Genomic DNA, 18,701 nt, shown 5'->3' on the forward strand with positions numbered 1-18,701 from the left:
GAAACACCAACGCGGGAGTCAGGCCCCCGCGCTGGTGTCATCCATGGCTTAGATGCGTAGTTCAGATGCGTGGTTTACTGCTTCTTCTGGTCGTCGTTGACTTCTTCATACTCGGCGTCGACCACGTCATCTTCCGGCTTGGCACCGGCGTCGCCGGCTTCGCCACCAGGCTGCTGGCCGGCCTCGGCCTGGGCGGCATACATCTTCTGCGCCAGGTTGCCGGAGGCCTCGGTCAGCTTGTCGAGCTTGGCCTGGATGTCGTCCTTGTCATCCCCCTTGATCGCCTCCTCGAGCTCCTTGGCGGCGCTCTCGATGGCTTCCTTCTCCTCGTCGCTGGCGTGCTCGCCGGCCTCTTCCACGGTCTTGCGTGCGGCGTGGACCATGCCGTCGGCCTGGTTGCGCAGCTGCACCAGCTCCTCGAACTTCTTGTCCTCGTCGGCGTGGGCCTCGGCGTCGCGGACCATCTGCTCGATCTCGTCGTCGGAGAGGCCGCTGGAGGCCTTGATGACGATGGACTGCTCCTTGCCGGTGGCCTTGTCCTTGGCGGACACGTTGAGGATGCCGTTGGCGTCCAGGTCGAAGGCGACCTCGATCTGCGGCACGCCGCGCGGTGCCGGCGGAATGTCGGCCAGGTCGAAGCGGCCCAGCGACTTGTTGCCGCCCGCCTGCTTGCGCTCGCCCTGCAGCACGTGGATGGTCACGGCGGTCTGGTTGTCATCCGCGGTCGAGAAGGTCTGGGTCTTCTTGGTCGGGATGGTGGTGTTCTTCTCGATCAGCGGGGTCATCACGCCGCCCAGGGTCTCGATGCCCAGGGTCAGCGGGGTGACGTCGAGCAGCAGCACGTCCTTGACGTCGCCGCCCAGCACGCCGCCCTGGATCGCTGCGCCCACGGCCACGGCTTCATCCGGGTTGACGTCCTTGCGGGCGTCCTTGCCGAAGAAGTCGGCCACGGACTTCTGCACCATAGGCATGCGGGTCTGGCCGCCGACCAGGATCACGTCATCGATCTCGGAGGCGGAGAGGCCGGCATCCTTGAGCGCGGTCTTGCACGGCTCGAGGGAGCGCTTGACCAGCTCCTCGACCAGCGACTCCAGCTTGGCGCGGGTCACCTTGACGTTGAGGTGCTTGGGACCGGTGTTGTCAGCCGTGATGTACGGCAGGTTGACGTCGGTCTGCTGGGCGCTGGAGAGCTCGATCTTGGCCTTCTCGGCGGCTTCCTTGAGGCGCTGCATGGCCAGGTTGTCGCCGGAGAGGTCGATACCGCTGTCGCTCTTGAACTGATCGACCAGGTAGTTGATCAGCGCCAGGTCGAAGTCCTCGCCACCCAGGAAGGTGTCGCCGTTGGTGGCCAGCACCTCGAACTGGGTCTCGCCGTCGACGTCGGCCACTTCGATGATGGAGATGTCGAAGGTGCCGCCGCCCAGGTCATAGACCGCGATGGTCTTGTCGCCGCGCGACTTGTCCATGCCGTAGGCCAGCGCCGCCGCGGTGGGCTCGTTGATGATGCGCTTGACCTCGAGGCCGGCGATGCGGCCCGCGTCCTTGGTCGCCTGGCGCTGGCTGTCGTTGAAGTAGGCCGGCACGGTGATGACCGCCTCGGTGACTTCCTCACCCAGGTAGTCTTCCGCGGTCTTCTTCATCTTCTTCAGCACTTCGGCGCTGACCTGGGGCGGTGCCAGCTTCTTGCCCTTCACCTCGACCCAGGCGTCACCATTGTCTGCCTCGGTGATGGTGTAGGGCACCATCTTGATGTCCTTCTGGACGACGTCGTCCTTGAAGCGACGACCGATCAGACGCTTGATGGCGTACAGGGTGTTCTCGGGGTTGGTGACCGCCTGGCGCTTGGCCGCCTGGCCCACCAGGGTCTCACCGTCCTCGGTGTAGGCGATGATGGAGGGCGTAGTGCGGGTACCCTCGGCGTTCTCGATCACCTTGGCGCTGTCGCCGTCGAGCACGGCCACGCAAGAGTTGGTGGTGCCAAGGTCAATTCCGATGATGCGTCCCATAGGAAATCCTCGAAGTCGTGTGATGTATTCAGGAGTCGTGTTCAGCGGCCTTCGCCGCGGAGTTGCCATCTATCTGGGGGCCGCGGGAAGCATTTCAAGCCCCGCGCCCCGGAATTGTTGCCGTTCAGCCGGCGGCCTGGCTGACCACCACCATGGCCGGGCGCACCAGGCGGCCGTTGAGCAGGTAGCCCTTCTGAACCACCTCCATCACGCTGTTGGGGTCGAGTTCAGGGTTGGGCACCATGGCCATGGCCTCGTGGTACTGCGGGTCGAAGGGCTCGCCGGCGGGGTCCACCACCTCGACGCCGAACTTGCCGAGCACGTCGAGCTGCATCTTGAGGGTCATGGAGACCCCCTCCAGGTGGGCCTCGCTGGCCTCATCTGACATCGCCTCGAGCGCCTTCTCCAGGCTGTCGACCACCGGCAGCAGCTCCTTGACGAACTTCTCCAGCGCGAATTTGCGGGCCTTCTCGGCCTCCTGCTCGGCGCGGCGGCGCACGTTCTGTGCCTCGGCGGCGGCGCGCAGCGCCTGGTCCTTGGCCTCGGCCACGCTCTGCTCGAGCTCCTCGACGCGTGCGGCCAGAACCTCGGCCTCGGGATTGTCGCCGGACGCTGCGGCCTGCTCCGCCTGATCGGCGGCCTCGGCAACCTCCTCCAGCTCACCCTCCACGGGCTGCGGCTCGGCCTGGGGCTCCGCCTCTTCCTCCTGGCGCTTGAGCTCCTCGTCCAGCGGGGTCTGGGGATCTTTGGCCATGGGTCTCTCCTGAAGCTCTTCTGTGAAATTCAGATGCGGCGGCCAAGGGCCGCCGATGCAAGATGATGAATGTGGACATGAAACGGTTATGCCCGCTATATGGGGACGTCGTCGCGGAACTCAAGGCATCGGGCGAGACGAGCCTGCCGTGCATTGTCGGAAATCCTGGACTACTGTATAAACACTCACATTATGTATGAATGAACAGGTGCCCGATAACAGGCCCGACCGGGGAGGCAACATGCTCACGGAACTTGCCATTCGCGACTTCGCCATCGTCGACCATCTCGAGCTGGAACTCGCCGGCGGCATGACCGCCATCACCGGCGAGACCGGCGCCGGCAAGTCAATCCTGCTCGGTGCCCTGGGCCTGTGCCTGGGTGAGCGCGCCGATGCCGCCAGCGTGCGCCACGGCCGCGATCGCGCCGACCTCTCCGCTCGCTTCGATATCGCCGACCTGCCCCAGGCTCGTGCCTGGCTGGCCGCCCGGGAGCTGCCCGACGACGACTGCCTGCTGCGGCGGGTGGTCAGTGCCAGCGGACGCTCCAAGGCGTGGATCAATGGCCAGCCGGCCACCGTGGCCGACCTGCGCGCCCTGGGCGAGCACCTGATCGAGGTACATGGCCAGCACGCCCACCAGCAGCTGTTGCGCGAGGAGACCCATCTGCGGCTGCTCGACGACTTCGCCGGTCACCGCGAGGCGGTGGCCGAGATGGCCGTGACCTTCCGCGCCTGGCAGGCCGCTCGCCGCCGGCTCAAGCGCCTGGCCGAGGATGGCGACGAGCTGAACGCCCGCCGCCAGCTGGTGCGCTACCAGGTGGAGGAGCTCGACCAGCTGGGCCTCGCCGAGGGTGAGCTGAAGACCCTGGAGGAGGAGCAGGAGGAGCTGGCCCACGCCGAGGAGCGCCTGCGCGAGACGCAGTTCGCCAGCGAGTGCTGCGACAATGACGAGGGTGGCGCCATCAGCCTGCTCACCCAGGCGATCGGCCGCCTCGAGGCGCTGCCCGGCTGCGAGCGTGGGCGCCTGGGCGAGGCGCTGGCCATGCTCGGCGAGGCGCGCATCCAGGTCGAGGAGGCAGCCCGGGAGCTCTCCCACCTCGCCGCGGACACCGAGCTCGACCCGGAACGCCTGGCCTGGGTAGACGAGCGCCTGGGCGACGTACACCGCCTGGCGCGCAAGCACCACGTGATGCCCGAGGAGCTGCCGGCCCTACATCAGCGCCTGCAGGCCGAACTGGCGACACTGGAAGAGGGCGACCAGGACCTAGACACCCTCTCCGCCGAGGTCGAGGCGCTGCGCGAGGCGTGGAAGCGCCTGGCCCGGGAGGTGGGCGAGGCCCGCCGCCAGGCCGCCGGCCGCTTCGGCGAGGCGGTGCAGGAGCAGCTCGCCTTCCTGGCCATGGGCAAGGCGCGCTTCGAGGTGGAAGTCAGCGAGCGCGAGGCGCCCGCCGCCGAGGGGCTCGACGCGGTGCGCTTCCTGATCAGTGCCAACCCCGGCCAGCCGGCACGCCCACTGGCAAAGGTCGCCTCGGGCGGCGAGCTGTCACGCATCAGCCTGGCGATCCAGGTGGTGGCGGCCCGCCACTCCACCATTCCCAGCCTGGTGTTCGACGAGGTCGACGTGGGGGTCTCCGGCGCCACCGCCGAAATCGTCGGTCAGCTGCTGCGCCGGCTCGGCGAGCAGGGCCAGGTGATGACCGTGACCCACCTGCCCCAGGTGGCGGCCCAGGCCCACCGCCACCTGCATATCGAGAAGCAGGCCGAGGGCGATACCACACTGACCCGCATGGCGCTGCTCGACGAGGCCGGCCGCGTGGGCGAGCTGGCGCGCATGCTGGGCGGGGTCAATCTCTCCGACCGCACCCTCGCCCATGCCCGGGAGATGCTCGACGCCAGCCAGCGCCCCCACCACTAGGGCCTGCCATCACCCCATACGATGCCCCCAAACGACGACGGCCCCGATCGATGATCGGGGCCGTCATGCTGCTGGCTGGCGCTGCCGGCTACTTGCGCGGCGGGCCGTCCTGGCGGGTCACGCTGGAGCCACGCGGGCGCACATAGAGCACCAGGGCGTGATCGACGAGCTCGTAGCCATGCTCCTCGGCGATCTCCTGCTGGCGACGCTCGATCACCTCGTCGAAGAACTCGACGATCTCGCCGCTCTCCAGGCACACCATATGGTCGTGGTGCTCCTCCTGGGAGATCTCGAATACGGCGTGGCCGCCGTCGAAGTTGTGACGCACCACCAGGCCCGCGGTCTCGAACTGGGTCAGGACCCGGTAGACGGTGGCCAGGCCTACATCCTCGCCGGCATCGAGCAGCGTCTTGTAGACATCCTCGGCGCTCATGTGATGCTCGCCCTGGGCGTTTTCCAGGATCTGCAGGATCTTCACGCGGGGCAGGGTCACCTTCAGACCGGCCTTGCGTAATTCATGGTTCTGGTCGGCCATGGTTGCTCTTCGCAGTATCAGGTAGGGTCGGGTATGATCGACCGAAACCACGATAGTGAAGAACAGGCGCAAATGCAAAAGTTGACCAGAATCGTCACCCTTACCGCCGCCCTGCTGATGGCCAGCGGCTGCAGCTACTTCGGCGTCTACAAGCGCGACATCCCCCAGGGCAACCTGGTGACTGCCGAGATGGTCGAGCAGCTGCGGACGGGCATGACTCGCGACGACGTCGTCTATGTGATGGGCAGCCCGCTGCTGGAGGCGCCCTTCGACGCCAGCCAGTGGGACTACGTCTTCTATCTGGACAAGGCCTACGAGGACATCGAACGCCGCCGCGTGACCCTGACCTTCGACGGCAACCGCCTGGTGGATATCCAGCGCGAGGGCGACCTCGATGAGGCGATCGAGATGCGCCAGAGCGAAGGCGGCCCGCTGCCGGAGGGTGGCACCACTACGCCGCTGGTGACGCCCAACGCGGCACCCGCCGACCAGCGCTGATACCCGCTCGCACTGCCCCCCGCGCTCCTGCCCGGCGGGGCGTCAGCGTCTGGTGCCGGCCCGCGCCAGACGCGCCGCCTTGGGGTCGATGATCAACCCGCGGTAGACCTCGACCCGGTCACCCGCGCGCAGGCGATGGGCCCCCGGCTCGCGAAGGCGCTTGCCGAACAGGCCCAGGTTGGGGTCGCTGAAGGTGTCGGCGGGCAGCTCGGGGAAGTGTGACGGCAGATCGGCCAGCGCCACGGCCTCGCGGGCGGTGGTGCCCAGCGGCACCCGCAGGCTGATGATCCGCTGCTTTTCCGGGAGGGCAAAGGCCACCTCGATCGCGATCTCGGCCATCCCTCAGTTCCCGTAGAGGTCGTTGGCGCGGCGTGTAAAGGAGTCGACCAGCTGCCCGGCGACCTGCTGGAAGAGCTTGCCGAAGGCCATGCCGAGCAAGCGATTGGCGAACTCGAATTCCATCTCCAGGCTCACCTTGCAGGCATCCTCACCCATCGCCGTGAACAGCCAGCGGCCGCGCAGGCGCTTGAAGGGGCCGCTGACCAGCGACATCTCGATGCGCTCGGGTTCGATCAGGTCGTTGCGGGTCATGATGCTCTGCTCGATGCCGGCCCGCCCCAGGGTCATCTCGCCGATCAGGTGCGACTCGTCGCGCTCCACCAGGCGGGCGCGGCGGCAGCCCGGCAGGAACTCCGGATAGCGTTCGAAATCGTTGACCAGATCGAACATCTCCTGGGGGGTATGCCGCACCATGGCGGTTCGGTTGACCGTTGGCATTGCGCTCCTCGCTGACTTCACGGTGCCCAGGGCGTATCATGGGCCGTCATTTCAGGCCTTGAATGGTACCACGCTTCCCCCCATCTCGGAGGGAGCCGCCACAGGCAAGGACACGATACGAGGTTTCATGGCCAACAAGAAAGCCAAGGGCAAGGGCCCAGGCAGCAACGTCATCGCCTTGAACAAGAAGGCGCGCTTCGAATACCACATCGAAGAGACCTTCGAGGCTGGCCTGGTGCTGGCTGGCTGGGAGGTCAAGAGCCTGCGTGCGGGCAAGGCCCAGCTGACCGACACCTATATCCTGGTCAAGAACGGCGAGGCATGGCTGCTGGGCAGCCATATCCTGCCGCTCAACACCGCCAGCACCCACGAGGTGGCTGACCCCACGCGCACCCGCAAGCTGCTGCTGCACAGAAAGGAGATCGCCAGGATCTTCTCGCGCACCCAGGACAAGGGCCACACCTGCGTGCCGCTCAAGCTCTACTGGAAGGGCAACCGGGTGAAGTGCGAACTGGCGCTGGTGACCGGCAAGAAGCTGCATGACAAGCGCGCCACCGAGAAGGATCGCGACTGGCAGCGTCAGAAGGGACGCATCATGCGGGAACAAAACCGTGGCTGATCTGTCATAAGCTCGGACATCCTGTTAGGATGCCGATTGAGGGGGCGACATGGTTTCGACGCCGGTGACAACCCCTGCGGTGCATGCCGAGAGCGTGATGTATCTCGTAAATCCAACATCACGACTAAATAGTCGCAAACGACGACAACTACGCTCAGGGCGCGCTGGCAGCTTAATAGCTGTTAGCTTCTAGTCCGGCCCCGAAGTGATGTGCCCATTCATCACGGAGGGGATACGAGCCAAGAATGATGGGATCGCGATCGGTAGCGTCCTCATGCCGGTCGTTAAACTTAAGAGGAATCGCGTCGCTGGATCCTGACCGTTGGAGCCAGAGGCGTTAAATCAAAAAACGGAATCTAAGCATGTAGAGCCAATGGGCGCGTGCTGGCGGACGCGGGTTCAATTCCCGCCGCCTCCACCAAACCCCAAAAGAATCAGGCGCCTTAGGGCGCCTTTTTCTTTGCCAATCAATATCTCTGCGACGTCCTGGACCTTCACGCCGACCTTACACGCCCTGCCAGGCTGCGACAGTAGCCATCGGTCAGCGCCAGCAGCGCCGGATAGAAATCGCTGGCCGTCCTCACAGCGGTGCTTCGCGTCACCAGTTGCGGCAGCCAGCTGCACAACTCATGCTCCAGGAATGCCCCGATATCCAAGCGCAGCGACTCTCGTGCTAAGCCCTCCGCCTCGGCCAGCATCTGCAGGCGTGTGGCAAGGTAGTCGAGCATCACGGCAAGATGGTCGGCAGGCTCGCTCACCTCGCGTCGGACCGCATACCCCGCGGCGGAGAGACGCTCTTCCATGCGCCCCGCCGCCTCACCGTGAAAGCCCTCCTTGTTGCCTTCATACAGGGAGGCATAGGGCGGCGCTCCGCTGCGCGCATCTGCCAGGAAGAGCTCGGCAAAGTCGGCCGCCAGCTCCAGTTGGGGAGTCGTGAACATCACCAGCCGTGACAGCGCCTCGGCAAGGCGCGTCACGTCACTGGATATGCCATGGGCATCGCCCAGGTAGTCGAGGAAGGGGGTGGCCTCACCCTGGCGATAACGCTCCAGCGAGGCGTCATCCAGCTCGCTGCCGAGCAGGGTTGCCAGCCAACGGCAGACCAGGACCTCCGACTCCCAGTCGACTGGCAAACCGCCACCCACCTCCGGACGGGTAGCGGTCGGGGACGAGGTTGGCTCCATCATATCTCCACCATGGTCGGCCCGCCGAAGGCCGTCACCGCTGGGGCTTCGCCCTCGAAGCGTTCGATCTCCACGATGCAGGTGTTGGCGCTCGGTGCCTGGGCCAGCTTGGAGGTGCCCACGTCGAGGGTCAGTGTGTTGGGATCACCGTAGGTGTCCAGGGCGCCGATCTCCGGCCCCACCGGCCCGTACCAGGCCCCCTCCTGGATACGCACCACCCCGGGCGGAAAGTCATCGGATACCACCGCCCCGGCCAGCAGCTGCCCGCGATCGTTGTAGGCCCGAACCAGGTCACCGTCCTGGATGCCGCGCTCCGCTGCATCCTGCGGGCTGATGAAGATCGGCTCGCGCCCCTGCACCGCATAGGTGGCACGCAGCTCCTCGGACTCACACATCTGGGAGTGGAGCCGCTTGTCGGGGTGCACCGACTGAAGCCACAGCGGGTAGCGGTCGGAGTTGGGCCCCCCATGGGAGCGCTCCGCCTTCTCCATCCAGGTCGGGTAGCCGCGGCAGTCATCGTAGCCGTAGCGGGCAATCTTGCGACTGGAGATCTCGATAAAGCCTGAGGGGGTGCCCAGCGCATTGACCTCGGGAGCCTCCCGGAAGTCGGCGTGGCGTACCCAGTTCTCCCCGGGGCCGAAGTCGACATACCCTTCCTTCCAGAACTCCGCGAACTCCGGCATGGAGGAGGTGGACTGGTCGCCTCCCGGCGCAGGGCTGAAGGACTTGTTCGCCTCGCGACACTCGTCGTAGAGCTTCTTGACCCAGCCCATCTCGTCCAGGCCCTGGCGATACTCATCATCACGCCCGAAGCGACGGCACAGGTCGGTGAAGATGTCGAAGTCGCTGCGCGAGTGGAACAGCGGGTCCACCAGCTTGTGCATGGCCAGCACACCGCGGTTGGAGTAGGAGCCGTAGATGTCGATATCGTTGCGCTCGAACTGGGTGCAGGCCGGCAGCACCAGATCGGAGAAGCGGCAGGTGGCATTCCAGGCGTAGTCGATGGAAACCACCGTCTCGAGCTTGTGGAACGCCTTCTTCATGCGGTTGTGGTCCTGGTGATGATGCCAGGGGTTGCAGCCGCTGAAGACGCACATGCGAATATCCGGGAAGGTCACGTCGGCGCCGTTGTACTGGATCGTCTCCCCCGGGTTGAGCAGGCAGTCGATCCAGCGCGCCACCGGGATGGTCGAGGCGGCCCCCTGGAAGTCGCTGTTTTCATGCACCGGGGTCTTGCCGGCATCCACGTTGCGCGGGAAGGCACCAGGCGCACTCGCCCCGGAGGAGGGTACGCCGATGGAGCTGTAGTGGTGACCATAGCTGATACCGCCACCGGGAAGGCCGATCTGTCCCAGCATGGTCGCCAGTACGGCCCCCATCCAGTAGGGCTGCTCGCCGTGCTGCTGGCGCTGTATGGCCCAGCCGAACAGCAGCTGGGTGCGGTCGGCAGCCAGCAGGCGAGCGAACTCGCGTATCTGCTCGGCGGGAACGCCACAGATGCCTTCGGCCCACTCCGGCGTCTTGACTACACCATCCTCGTCCTCGCCCTGGACATAGGCGATGAAGTCATCGAAGCCCAGCGCGTAGGCGTCGATGAACTCCTGGCTGTACAGCTCCTCGTTGTAGAGGGTGTGCGCCATGGCGAGCATGAAGGCCACGTCGGTCATCGGGTTGATGTAGAGCTGCTCGCAGTCGAGGTACTTCTGGGTCTTGGTGCGCACCGGGTCCACACTGATCACCCGGATGCTGCCCTCCGCCACCTTGGCCTTGAGCTGCTCCAGATAGGCGTAGGACTCGTGGGTCTCGCAGTTCCATCCCACCTGCAGGTTCTTGTAGGGATCGTTGCCCCACAGCACCACCGTCTTGCTGTTCTCCAGGATCAGCGGCCAGGAGGTGCCCTGGCTGTAGACCTCGGTGGAGCCCAGCACGTAGGGCAGGATCACCTGCCCGGCGCCTGTGGAGTAATCCCCCACCTTCTTGACGAAGTCGCCATGCATGGCCACCGCACGCTGCATATGGTTGCCGCAGCTGTGCACCTGCCCCGTCTGCCGCCAGCCGGTGGCCCCGGCATAAAGCGCCCAGGGGCCGTAGTCGGTCTGGATGCGCTCCAGCTCCTCGTGGAAGAGATCGAGGGCCGCATCCCAGGTCAGCCGCACGAAGCGGTTGTCGCCCCGGGTGGTGCGGTCGCCGTTGTGGCGATTCTTCAGCCACTCCAGGCGCACCATCGGATAGCGGATGCGCGACGGGTTGTAGATCAATCCCTTGATGCCGTTGAGCATCTCGGTGGGGTACTGGTCGGCACCGAACGGCTTCACCTCGGCCACCTTGCCCCCCTTCACCAGGGCATTCATGGCGCCCCAGTGGGAGCCGGCCGTCTTCCAGACGCCCTGCTCGGTCACCCCGGCAGCGGCGGTGCTGGTGAGTAGCCCGGGGCCGATCAGCGAGGCAGCGGAGCCGGCCATGGCCCCCTTGAGGAAACTTCTACGGCTGATAGTCATGAGAGCTCCTTGGGCGTCATCAGTGAGCACCGTCGGCATAATCGGATGAGTGCATCTGCAGGTACTTGAGCACCAGCTCCTGAGTGCCTGCGCTCAGGTTGGTGAAGCCCACCATGCCCGAGAACATCGCCGGCCAGGTGTTGGCATCGAAGTGCTCGGGCGCCGGCTCGGTGTGGCAGACGCTGCAGGCATCACGATAGGTCTGTCCGGCGGTTTCCCAGAGCGACTCACGGGTTTCGAGGTAGGCTCCCTTCTCGGCCCATAGCGCCACGCTCACCCTGCCCCAGGGCAGGCCGGTCATCTCGTCGACCACATCGGTCTCCTGGACCTCGATCAGGGCATCATCCTGGGCAATATCCTTGTTGAGGACGGCACTGCTGATGTTCTGGCCGAAGTCCTCGTAGAGCACCCGTCCGAAGCCCTTCTCCTTGCGCCATGCGGGGATCTCCAGCTTCACGCTGTCCCCCTGGGTGTCGACGATGCTGACCTCGGTGGCCACCTGCAGCACCCCGGCGCGCTCGGTGAGTTCAGCATCGGTGTAGAGGTCCACGGACTTGGCGCTGTAGTACTGCTGCCCCTCATCCACGCTGACCGAGGTGGCTTCGCGAACCAGGCTGGCCAGCATGGGATCCTCGCTGCCCATCTGCTCGGGCAGCTTGTGGGCGATACCCTTGTGGCAGTCGATGCAGCTCTGATCACGCTCGGCGGCGGGCTCCATGAAACGCCGCGCTTCGTCGGACATCTTGTCCCAGTCCATGCTGTTGTAGTCGTGGCAGCTGCGGCACTCCAGGGAGCCGTTGGCCTTGAAGCGCGCCCACTCGTGCTGTGCCAGCTCCAGGCGCTTCGCCTCGAACTTCTCGGGGGTATCGATGGTGCCGAAGATGGCACCCCAGACCTCCTTGCTCGCCTGCATCTTGCGGGCGATCTTGGCGGTCCAGTCATGGGGCACGTGACAGTCGGAGCAGATGGCCCGGACCCCGGTGCGGTTGGACCAGTGCACGGTGGTCTGCAGCTCCTGGTAGACGTTGTCCTCCATCTCGTGGCAGCTGACGCAGAACTCTTCGGTATTGGTGTACTCCATGGCGGTATTGAAGCCACCCCAGAACACGATGCCGGCGAAGAAGCTGACGATGATGATGACCCCCAGGCTGATATGCACAGGGGGTTTCTTCAGGGTGTTCCACAGCGTTGCAAGGATCTTCATGTCTCATCTCTCTCTGATCAGTAGGGGCTTAACCGCCATGCCCGGGCGGGCCCAGCACGAAGACCTGCAGCATCCACACCACGAAGCCATAGCCGCCCACGACGGCAATGGTCAGCAGTGGCACGACGACCGCGGTGACAAAAAGAAAGGCAAGCCACTCTCGCCGCTTGCCACCGGAGCCAGTTTCGTTCTCGCTCTTGACCTCTGCCATATCGCCCCCTCACAGGTCTGCCGACACAAATTTCGGCATGCACATAATGTTGAAATAATTGGTACGCGAAAGGTAACAGTCTGTCAGGGAATAGCCATGACTTTTATCAAGAAACAGCCGCTTACTTATGATAGTTGGCGATACCGGCATAGCTTTTCGCCTGCCCAGCCACTCGGTGGCTACCCCTGCCCCGGATCGCTGTCGTTCTCGAAGGCTTCAAGCCTCTGCTCGTACTCCTCGGAGTGAATCCAATCCGCCAAGCGCGCCAGCAGGGCATCCAGCTGGTGGGCCTCGGACACCGCCAAGGGCGCCAGCAGCACCTCCTCGAGGGCATCAGATAACCCCTTGGCCACCTCCCGCTTCGCATCGCCCTGCTGCGTGGTGAACAGCCGGAAACGGCGCGCATCCGCTTCGTCATTCTCGCGCCTCACCAGCTCCTGCTTGATCAGCCGCTGGATGATGCGTGACGTGAGGCTGCGCTCCATGCGGGCCTGATGCGAGAGCTCGACAAAGGTGATCCCCGGATTCTGGCCGATGATCCGCAGCACCCGCACCTCATGAACCTTGAGGCCCACCCGCGCCTGGAAGATATCGTCGTTGGCGCGAATCGCCTCCTGGGCCAGGATATCGAGGCGAAAGGTCAACCTCTCGCGACTGAACGGCTTTGCCACCTCTTGCTCCTTCTCTCATGTTCCGCGGCGGGCGGCAGGCTGGCCCGACAGGGGCCTGCATGGCACCGGACGCTCGCCGCCGGTGTGTCACCATGATAATCGAACAGGTGACGCGATAATTGATCCGAATCAATACTCTCAATCTGCAACTATCTTAACCTGATCCCAAGAGCAGACTGGTTCGAGCCGCAGCATCCGACTCGCTCCCTTCACTGCTCCTTCGCGGCTGTGCCAGCACCGGCACAGCCTTGAGCGAGCCAATCGAGGATCGTCGTCATGACCCAACCCGCTACCACCTACCAGGGTACCGACAGACTACTGTACGGCATCATACTGGGTGTCCTGGCCTTCTGGCTGTTCGCCCAGACCACGCTGAACATCGCCCCCACCATGGCCGCCGACCTGGGGGTCGAGCAGAATCTCATGAATATCGCGGTGTCGATCACGGCACTCTTCTCGGGGATCTTCATCGTCGTCGTCGGCGGCCTCGCCGACCGCATCGGCCGCGTCAAGACGGTGATGTGGGGCTTCATCTTCTCCATCGTCGGCTCACTGCTGATCGGCCTGGCCCCCTCGGGCTCGCTGGGCAGCAGCTTCCTGATGGTGGGGCGGATCTGTCAGGGCCTCTCGGGCGCCTTCATCATGCCGGCGTCCCTGGCGCTGGTGAAGGAGTACTGGGAAGGCGCCGGCCGCCAGCGTGCCATCTCCCTGTGGTCCATGGGCTCCTGGGGGGGCTCCGGCTTCGCCGCCCTGTTCGGCGGCCTGATGGCCCAGAACGTGGGCTGGCGCTGGATCTTCATTATCGCCGCCGCCCTCTCCGTGGTCGGCATGCTGATGGTGCGTGGCACGCCGGAGTCCAAGGCCGAGAACAAGGGCGCCTACAAGTTTGACCTTGTCGGCGTCATCACTTTCATGGTGGCCATGGTCGCACTCCAGGTACTCGCCACCCAGGGCAGCAAGTTCGGCTGGACCAGCATGGCCTCATTGGGCCTGATGGCCATCGTCTTCGTGTTCGGCGCCGTATTCTTCAAGGTCGAGTCCGGCAACCCCAACGCCTTCGTGCAGTTCCGCCTGTTCCGCAACAGCACCTATACCGGTGCTACCATCTCCAACATGCTGCTCAATGCCACCGCCGGCATCATCATCGTCGCCATGCTGGTACTGCAGCAAGGTGGCGGTATCTCGGCTCAGGAAGCCGGCCTGCTGACGCTGGGTTATGCGATCTCCATCCTGGCCTTCATCCGCGTTGGCGAGCGGCTCCTGCAGCGCTTCGGTCCGCGCCAGCCGATGCTGTGGGGCTGCTATATCGTCGGCCTGGCCATCGTGCTGCTGATGCCCACCAATCTGATGCTGGGCAGCTACAAGATCCTCGCCGTTATCGCCTTCTCGCTGTTCGGCGTCGGCCTCGCCTTCTACGCTACTCCCTCTACCGATGCGGCGCTCTCCAACCTGCCCGCCGACCAGTCAGGTGCCGGCGCGGGCATCTACAAGATGGCCTCCTCCCTGGGCGCCTCCTTCGGCGTGGCGATCTCCTCGGCGATCTACACCGCCATCGCGGGCAACAACGCCGGCATCCGCTGGATCGAAGGGGTCATCAGCTTCGTCGGCAACCAGACCAACCTGGCCTCCCGGGAAGCCGCCTTCTTCGCCTTGCTGGTCATGCTGATCATGCTGCTGGTCGCCATCGCCTCGATCGTGCTGACGATCCCCAAGGGCCGCCCGGCCGACAATGCCTGATGCCATAACGGCCCACCGGCCGAGCGGCCGGTGGGCGTCAGCCGAACGTTGCTGGAACCGCCCTTAGATTGAAGAGGAAAGAGACATGAATGCCATCGTCAAGGAAATCAAGCAGAACGAAACCCAGCTCCGTGAGTGGTTCGAGCATCTGCACCGTCATCCCGAGCTCTCGATGCAGGAGTCGCAGACCGCCAGGTACATCGAGGAGACCCTGCGTAGCCTGGGTGCCTATGAGATCGAGACCGGCGTCGGCAAGCACGGCATCGTCGCCTCGCTGAAGGTCGGCGACAGCGACCGGGCCATCGGGCTGAGGGCCGACTTCGACGCCCTGCCGATCCAGGAAACCAATGACCTCGACTATCGCTCGGAAACTCCTGGTGTCTCGCACCTCTGCGGCCACGACGGCCATACCACCATGCTGCTGGCCGCCGCCAGGCAACTGGCCGAGACCCGCAACTTCGACGGCACCGTGCATCTGATCTTCCAGCCGGCGGAGGAGACCATGGAGGGGAGTCCGGCGATGATCGCCGACGGCCTGTTCGAGCGCTTTCCCATGTACGCAGTGTTCGGCATGCACAACATGCCCGGACTGGAGCTCGGCAAGCTCTACTTCACGGAAGGCGACACCATGGCCGCGGTGGACAACTGGGAGGTGGAGATCACCGGCAAGGGCGGCCACGGCGCCTTCCCGGAGCATGCCATCGACCCGGTGGTCGCCGGCTCCTCGCTGGTGATGGCCCTGCAGAGCGTGGTCGCCCGCAATGTGGCCCCCGCCCACCGCGCCGTGGTCACCGTGGGCGCCTTCCAGGCCGGCCAGGCAGGCAACGTGATCGCCCACAGCGCCATCCTGCGCCTCTCCATCCGCACCACCACCCCCGAGGACCGCGAGATGGTGCTGGGCAATATCCGCCGCCTCATCCAGCAGCAGAGTGAATCCTTCGGCTGCACCTCCGAGATCCGCGAGGGCGTGCCGGGCGCCGTGCTGACCAACGACCCCGAGGAGACCCGCAAGGCGGCCGCCATCGCCCGTCAGGCCTTCGGCGAGGAGCTGGTGTTCGAGGAGGGGCCCACCTACCTGGGCTCCGAGGACTTCGCCTTCATGCTGCAGCAGAAGAAGGGCACCTACTGCTTCCTGGGCAATGGCGACACCCCCTTCGTCCACCACCCGGAATATGTACTCAACCCGGAGATCCTGCCCATCGGCGCGGCCTACTGGGTAGCGCTCACCGAGGGCTACCTGCCCAAGCAGGGCTGAGGCTCGGCACCCGCTGCGCCACGGGGCGATTCCGCCCCGTGGCGCCTTGTCGTGGACGGCCTCTTCACGCTAGACGACGGCGCAGAGACACCGCCCAGGCATCGGCAGCAGCGCTACGACCAAGGTCGCAGGCTTGACGCGAAAACCGCTTGCGGCCAGCCTCAAGGGGCGCCATCATCAGCGCCCACTCGCCTCCCCCCCTGCCAGGGTGGTCGAGCGAGGCCAAGACCGGGGTGGCATCGGGTCGGGAGTGCTGCGGCGCTTCACTACCGATAAGACCCTACCACTGTTGACATTTCCCGATCTGGATTCGAACCCCATGAGCAAAGTCCTGATTATCGGCGCCGGCGGCGTCGGCGGCGTCGTTACCCACAAGTGCGCCCAGCATCCCGAGGTCTTCAGCGAGATCATGCTGGCCAGCCGCAACGAGGCGAAGTGCAAGGCCATCGCCGACCAGCTGGATCGCCCGATCCAGACGGCCCGGGTGGATGCCGACGACGTCGAGGCGCTGGTCGCCCTGATCGAGTCGTTCAAGCCCGACGTGCTGATCCACGTGGCCCTGCCCTATCAGGATCTGACCATCATGGAGGCCTGCCTGCGTACCGGCGTGCCCTACCTCGACACCGCCAACTACGAGCATCCGGACGAGGCCAAGTTCGAGTACAAGGAGCAGTGGGCCTTCCAGGAGCGCTACAGGGACGCGGGCAACATGGCCACCCTGGGCTGCGGCTTCGACCCGGGCATGACCAACATCTACTGCGCCTACGCCCAGAAGAACCTGTTCGACGAGATCCACCGCATCGACATCCTGGATGCCAACGGTGGCGACCACGGCTACCCCTTCGCCACCAACTTCAACCCGGAGATCAACATTCGCGAGATCACCGCGAAGGGTCGCTACTGGGAGAAGGGCGAGTGGAAGGAGACCGACCCGCTGGCGGTGAAGCGCACCTTCGACTTCGACGGCATCGGCGAGAAGGACCTCTACCTGCTCTATCACGAGGAGCTCGAGTCCCTCAGTCAGAACATCAAGGGCCTGGAGCGCATCCGCTTCTGGATGACCTTCTCCGACAAGTACATCACCCATCTCAAGGTGCTCGAGAACGTCGGCATGACCAGCATCGAGCCGATCAAGGTGGGAGATACCGAGATCGCCCCGCTGGAGTTCCTCAAGGCGGTGCTGCCCGACCCGGCCTCGCTGGGCCCGCGCACCAAGGGCAAGACCAACATCGGCATCATCGCCGATGGCATCAAGGACGGTAAGCGGCGCAAGGTGCACATCTACAACATCTGCGACCATCAGGAGTGCTACGCCGAGGTGCAGTCCCAGGCCATCTCCTACACCACCGGCGTGCCGGCGGTGACCGGCGCCATGCTGATGCTGGAAGGCATCTGGAAGGGTGACGGCGTGTTCAACGTTGAGCAGCTCGACCCCGACCCCTTCATGGAGCGCATCGGCGAGATGGGCCTGCCCTGGCAGGTGGTCGAGCTCGACCCCGACCACGACCCCCTGGCCTGAGCCATGGCGAACGCACGCGAGCAGGGACTGGGCTTCGATCTCAATTTCGACGTGATGGCCTGCCCCTCCCCGGCCTATGTGGTGGACGACGCCCTGCTGCGCCGCAACCTGGAGCGCCTCGGCGAGGTCCAGGAGCGCAGCGGGGCGAAGATCCTGCTGGCCCTGAAGGGCTTCGCCATGTGGGACACCTTTCCACTGGTACGCCAGTACCTGGTGGGCACCACGGCCAGCGGCCAGGACGAGGCGCGCCTGGGCGCCGAGACCTTCGGCGGCGAGGTGCACTGCTACTCGCCGGCCTTCACCGAGGAGGAGATGCGGGTGGTGTTGCGCTACGCCGACCACCTCAGCTTCAACTCGCCTGGCCAGTGGCAACACTTCCGCGAGACGATCGCGGCGGCGCCCCGCCGGGTCTCCTGCGGCCTGCGGGTCAACCCCGAGCACTCCACGGGCCACGTGCCTCTCTACGACCCCTGCGCGCCGGGCTCGCGGCTCGGCACCCGGGCGGCGGACCTGACGTCGGAGGTGATGGAAGGCCTCGAGGGGCTGCACTTCCATACCCTGTGCGAGCAGAACAGCGACGACCTGGAGTCGACCCTGACGGCCTTCGAGGAGCGCTTCGGCCACTACCTCGCCGGGCTCGAGTGGGTCAACTTCGGGGGCGGACACCATATCACCCGTGACGACTACGACGTCGAGCGGCTGGTGCGGGTGATCCGCGACTTCAAGGCTCGCCATCCGCATCTCGAGGTCTACCTGGAGCCGGGCGAGGCGATCGCCCTGAATACCGGCTACCTGGTATGCACGGTGCTGGATATCGTCGAGAATGACGGCCCCATCGCCATCCTCGACACCTCCGCCACGGCGCATATGCCCGACGTGCTGGAGATGCCCTACCGCCCGCACATCATCGGCGGCGGCGAGCCGAACGAGAAGGGCCACACTTACCGCCTGGGGGGGCAGACCTGCCTGGCCGGCGACGTGATCGGCGACTACTCCTTCGACGCGCCCCTGCAGATCGGCGACCGCCTGGTGTTCACCGACATGGCCCACTACACCATGGTCAAGACCACCACCTTCAACGGCATCCGCCTGCCGTCGATCTGCCGGATCGACGAGGCGAGCCGCGAGGTGCGCACGGTCAGGACCTTCGGCTATGTGGACTATATGCAGCGGCTCAGCTGAGCCTCCCTGCCCTGCCGCCAGCCTCGCGAAGCCCCCTCACGGGGGCTTTTTCGTGGTGGTTCAGGGTGGGCGCGGAACACCTGCCCCTTCACCACTCCCCCCGCGGGCTCTATGGTGAGGAAAAGCCACTGCCACA

The 18,701-nt window shown here is 65.1% G+C and carries 17 protein-coding genes and 1 other RNA gene; 8 read left to right on the plus strand and 10 right to left on the minus strand.

The window, feature by feature from the left end; translation table 11 throughout:
• Nucleotides 1–74 precede the first annotated feature (74 nt).
• Both dnaK and grpE read right to left on the minus strand, forming a co-directional pair.
• Nucleotides 75–2,006 carry a molecular chaperone DnaK gene (gene dnaK / locus LWH48_RS07815; RefSeq protein WP_232912141.1) on the minus strand — a complete coding sequence of 644 codons (1,932 nt, stop codon included), beginning with the start codon at nt 2,004–2,006 and terminating at the stop codon, nt 75–77.
• Nucleotides 2,007–2,130: 124 nt separating this feature from the next.
• On the minus strand, nt 2,131–2,760 hold the full coding sequence (gene grpE, locus LWH48_RS07820) for a nucleotide exchange factor GrpE (protein ID WP_161430118.1): 630 nt from the start codon (nt 2,758–2,760) through the stop codon (nt 2,131–2,133).
• Between the two features lie 241 nt (nt 2,761–3,001).
• Between grpE and recN the strand changes: the two genes are divergently transcribed.
• Complete coding sequence (recN, locus tag LWH48_RS07825; RefSeq protein WP_232912142.1) at nt 3,002–4,675, plus strand: DNA repair protein RecN; 1,674 nt, start codon at nt 3,002–3,004, stop codon at nt 4,673–4,675.
• Between the two features lie 88 nt (nt 4,676–4,763).
• Here the strand turns inward: recN and fur are convergent, their stop codons facing one another.
• Nucleotides 4,764–5,210, minus strand: a complete 447-nt coding sequence (fur, locus tag LWH48_RS07830) for a ferric iron uptake transcriptional regulator (RefSeq protein ID WP_161430116.1) — start codon at nt 5,208–5,210, stop codon at nt 4,764–4,766.
• Nucleotides 5,211–5,282: 72 nt separating this feature from the next.
• Between fur and LWH48_RS07835 the strand changes: the two genes are divergently transcribed.
• Nucleotides 5,283–5,708 carry an outer membrane protein assembly factor BamE gene (locus LWH48_RS07835; RefSeq protein WP_232912143.1) on the plus strand — a complete coding sequence of 142 codons (426 nt, stop codon included), beginning with the start codon at nt 5,283–5,285 and terminating at the stop codon, nt 5,706–5,708.
• A gap of 42 nt (nt 5,709–5,750) precedes the next feature.
• Here the strand turns inward: LWH48_RS07835 and LWH48_RS07840 are convergent, their stop codons facing one another.
• Both LWH48_RS07840 and LWH48_RS07845 read right to left on the minus strand, forming a co-directional pair.
• Nucleotides 5,751–6,047 (minus strand): RnfH family protein, encoded by a 297-nt coding sequence (locus tag LWH48_RS07840; protein ID WP_232912144.1) that lies wholly within the window; start codon nt 6,045–6,047, stop codon nt 5,751–5,753.
• A 3-nt stretch (nt 6,048–6,050) separates the two neighbouring features.
• A complete protein-coding gene (locus LWH48_RS07845; protein WP_161430113.1) occupies nt 6,051–6,485 on the minus strand; it encodes a type II toxin-antitoxin system RatA family toxin in 435 nt (144 codons plus the stop codon).
• A gap of 127 nt (nt 6,486–6,612) precedes the next feature.
• Between LWH48_RS07845 and smpB the strand changes: the two genes are divergently transcribed.
• Both smpB and ssrA read left to right on the plus strand, forming a co-directional pair.
• Nucleotides 6,613–7,104 carry an SsrA-binding protein SmpB gene (gene smpB / locus LWH48_RS07850; protein WP_161430112.1) on the plus strand — a complete coding sequence of 164 codons (492 nt, stop codon included), beginning with the start codon at nt 6,613–6,615 and terminating at the stop codon, nt 7,102–7,104.
• A gap of 40 nt (nt 7,105–7,144) precedes the next feature.
• Nucleotides 7,145–7,525, plus strand: a transfer-messenger RNA (tmRNA) gene (ssrA, locus tag LWH48_RS07855).
• Nucleotides 7,526–7,598: 73 nt separating this feature from the next.
• Here the strand turns inward: ssrA and torD are convergent.
• From torD to LWH48_RS07880, 5 genes are all read right to left on the minus strand, one after another.
• Nucleotides 7,599–8,288 (minus strand): molecular chaperone TorD, encoded by a 690-nt coding sequence (gene torD / locus LWH48_RS07860; protein WP_232912145.1) that lies wholly within the window; start codon nt 8,286–8,288, stop codon nt 7,599–7,601.
• Nucleotides 8,288–10,786, minus strand: a complete 2,499-nt coding sequence (torA, locus tag LWH48_RS07865; protein ID WP_232912146.1) for a trimethylamine-N-oxide reductase TorA — start codon at nt 10,784–10,786, stop codon at nt 8,288–8,290. The genes torD and torA overlap by 1 nt, the downstream gene beginning before the upstream one ends.
• Before the next feature lie 19 nt (nt 10,787–10,805).
• Nucleotides 10,806–11,990, minus strand: a complete 1,185-nt coding sequence (torC, locus tag LWH48_RS07870; RefSeq protein ID WP_232912147.1) for a pentaheme c-type cytochrome TorC — start codon at nt 11,988–11,990, stop codon at nt 10,806–10,808.
• Between the two features lie 28 nt (nt 11,991–12,018).
• Nucleotides 12,019–12,201, minus strand: a complete 183-nt coding sequence (locus tag LWH48_RS07875) for a periplasmic nitrate reductase, NapE protein (protein ID WP_161431809.1) — start codon at nt 12,199–12,201, stop codon at nt 12,019–12,021.
• 179 nt (nt 12,202–12,380) lie between these two features.
• Nucleotides 12,381–12,872: a MarR family winged helix-turn-helix transcriptional regulator gene (locus LWH48_RS07880; protein WP_232912148.1), complete on the minus strand. Its 492-nt coding sequence runs from the start codon at nt 12,870–12,872 to the stop codon at nt 12,381–12,383.
• 276 nt (nt 12,873–13,148) lie between these two features.
• On the opposite strand from LWH48_RS07880, the gene LWH48_RS07885 reads away from it, so the two are divergent.
• The 4 genes from LWH48_RS07885 (at nt 13,149) to nspC (ending at nt 18,565) form a co-directional block, all read left to right on the plus strand.
• Entirely contained in the window at nt 13,149–14,609 is a 1,461-nt protein-coding gene (locus tag LWH48_RS07885; RefSeq protein ID WP_232912149.1) for an MFS transporter, read from the plus strand.
• Nucleotides 14,610–14,694: 85 nt separating this feature from the next.
• Complete coding sequence (locus LWH48_RS07890) at nt 14,695–15,864, plus strand: M20 aminoacylase family protein (protein WP_232912150.1); 1,170 nt, start codon at nt 14,695–14,697, stop codon at nt 15,862–15,864.
• A gap of 319 nt (nt 15,865–16,183) precedes the next feature.
• The gene (locus tag LWH48_RS07895) at nt 16,184–17,383 is read left to right on the plus strand and encodes a saccharopine dehydrogenase family protein (RefSeq protein ID WP_232912151.1); all 1,200 of its coding nucleotides are present in this window, start codon (nt 16,184–16,186) and stop codon (nt 17,381–17,383) included.
• Nucleotides 17,384–17,386: 3 nt separating this feature from the next.
• On the plus strand, nt 17,387–18,565 hold the full coding sequence (gene nspC / locus LWH48_RS07900) for a carboxynorspermidine decarboxylase (RefSeq protein WP_232912152.1): 1,179 nt from the start codon (nt 17,387–17,389) through the stop codon (nt 18,563–18,565).
• Nucleotides 18,566–18,701 lie beyond the last annotated feature (136 nt).

This window comes from Halomonas sp. G15, assembly GCF_021282295.1.
In the GTDB taxonomy this organism is placed as follows: domain Bacteria; phylum Pseudomonadota; class Gammaproteobacteria; order Pseudomonadales; family Halomonadaceae; genus Halomonas; species Halomonas alimentaria.

Excerpts from the sequence above, each read along its gene's own strand:
- LWH48_RS07890 (WP_232912150.1), top strand. The coding sequence starts at position 14,695 with ATGAATGCCATCGTCAAGGAAATCAAGCAGAACGAAACCCAGCTCCGT.
- torD (WP_232912145.1), bottom strand. The coding sequence starts at position 8,288 with ATGGAGCCAACCTCGTCCCCGACCGCTACCCGTCCGGAGGTGGGTGGC.
- nspC (WP_232912152.1), top strand. The coding sequence starts at position 17,387 with ATGGCGAACGCACGCGAGCAGGGACTGGGCTTCGATCTCAATTTCGAC.
- torA (WP_232912146.1), bottom strand. The coding sequence starts at position 10,786 with ATGACTATCAGCCGTAGAAGTTTCCTCAAGGGGGCCATGGCCGGCTCC.
- grpE (WP_161430118.1), bottom strand. The coding sequence starts at position 2,760 with ATGGCCAAAGATCCCCAGACCCCGCTGGACGAGGAGCTCAAGCGCCAG.
- LWH48_RS07845 (WP_161430113.1), bottom strand. The coding sequence starts at position 6,485 with ATGCCAACGGTCAACCGAACCGCCATGGTGCGGCATACCCCCCAGGAG.
- smpB (WP_161430112.1), top strand. The coding sequence starts at position 6,613 with ATGGCCAACAAGAAAGCCAAGGGCAAGGGCCCAGGCAGCAACGTCATC.
- LWH48_RS07895 (WP_232912151.1), top strand. The coding sequence starts at position 16,184 with ATGAGCAAAGTCCTGATTATCGGCGCCGGCGGCGTCGGCGGCGTCGTT.
- LWH48_RS07835 (WP_232912143.1), top strand. The coding sequence starts at position 5,283 with ATGCAAAAGTTGACCAGAATCGTCACCCTTACCGCCGCCCTGCTGATG.
- LWH48_RS07885 (WP_232912149.1), top strand. The coding sequence starts at position 13,149 with ATGACCCAACCCGCTACCACCTACCAGGGTACCGACAGACTACTGTAC.
- recN (WP_232912142.1), top strand. The coding sequence starts at position 3,002 with ATGCTCACGGAACTTGCCATTCGCGACTTCGCCATCGTCGACCATCTC.
- fur (WP_161430116.1), bottom strand. The coding sequence starts at position 5,210 with ATGGCCGACCAGAACCATGAATTACGCAAGGCCGGTCTGAAGGTGACC.
- LWH48_RS07875 (WP_161431809.1), bottom strand. The coding sequence starts at position 12,201 with ATGGCAGAGGTCAAGAGCGAGAACGAAACTGGCTCCGGTGGCAAGCGG.
- dnaK (WP_232912141.1), bottom strand. The coding sequence starts at position 2,006 with ATGGGACGCATCATCGGAATTGACCTTGGCACCACCAACTCTTGCGTG.
- torC (WP_232912147.1), bottom strand. The coding sequence starts at position 11,990 with ATGAAGATCCTTGCAACGCTGTGGAACACCCTGAAGAAACCCCCTGTG.
- LWH48_RS07840 (WP_232912144.1), bottom strand. The coding sequence starts at position 6,047 with ATGGCCGAGATCGCGATCGAGGTGGCCTTTGCCCTCCCGGAAAAGCAG.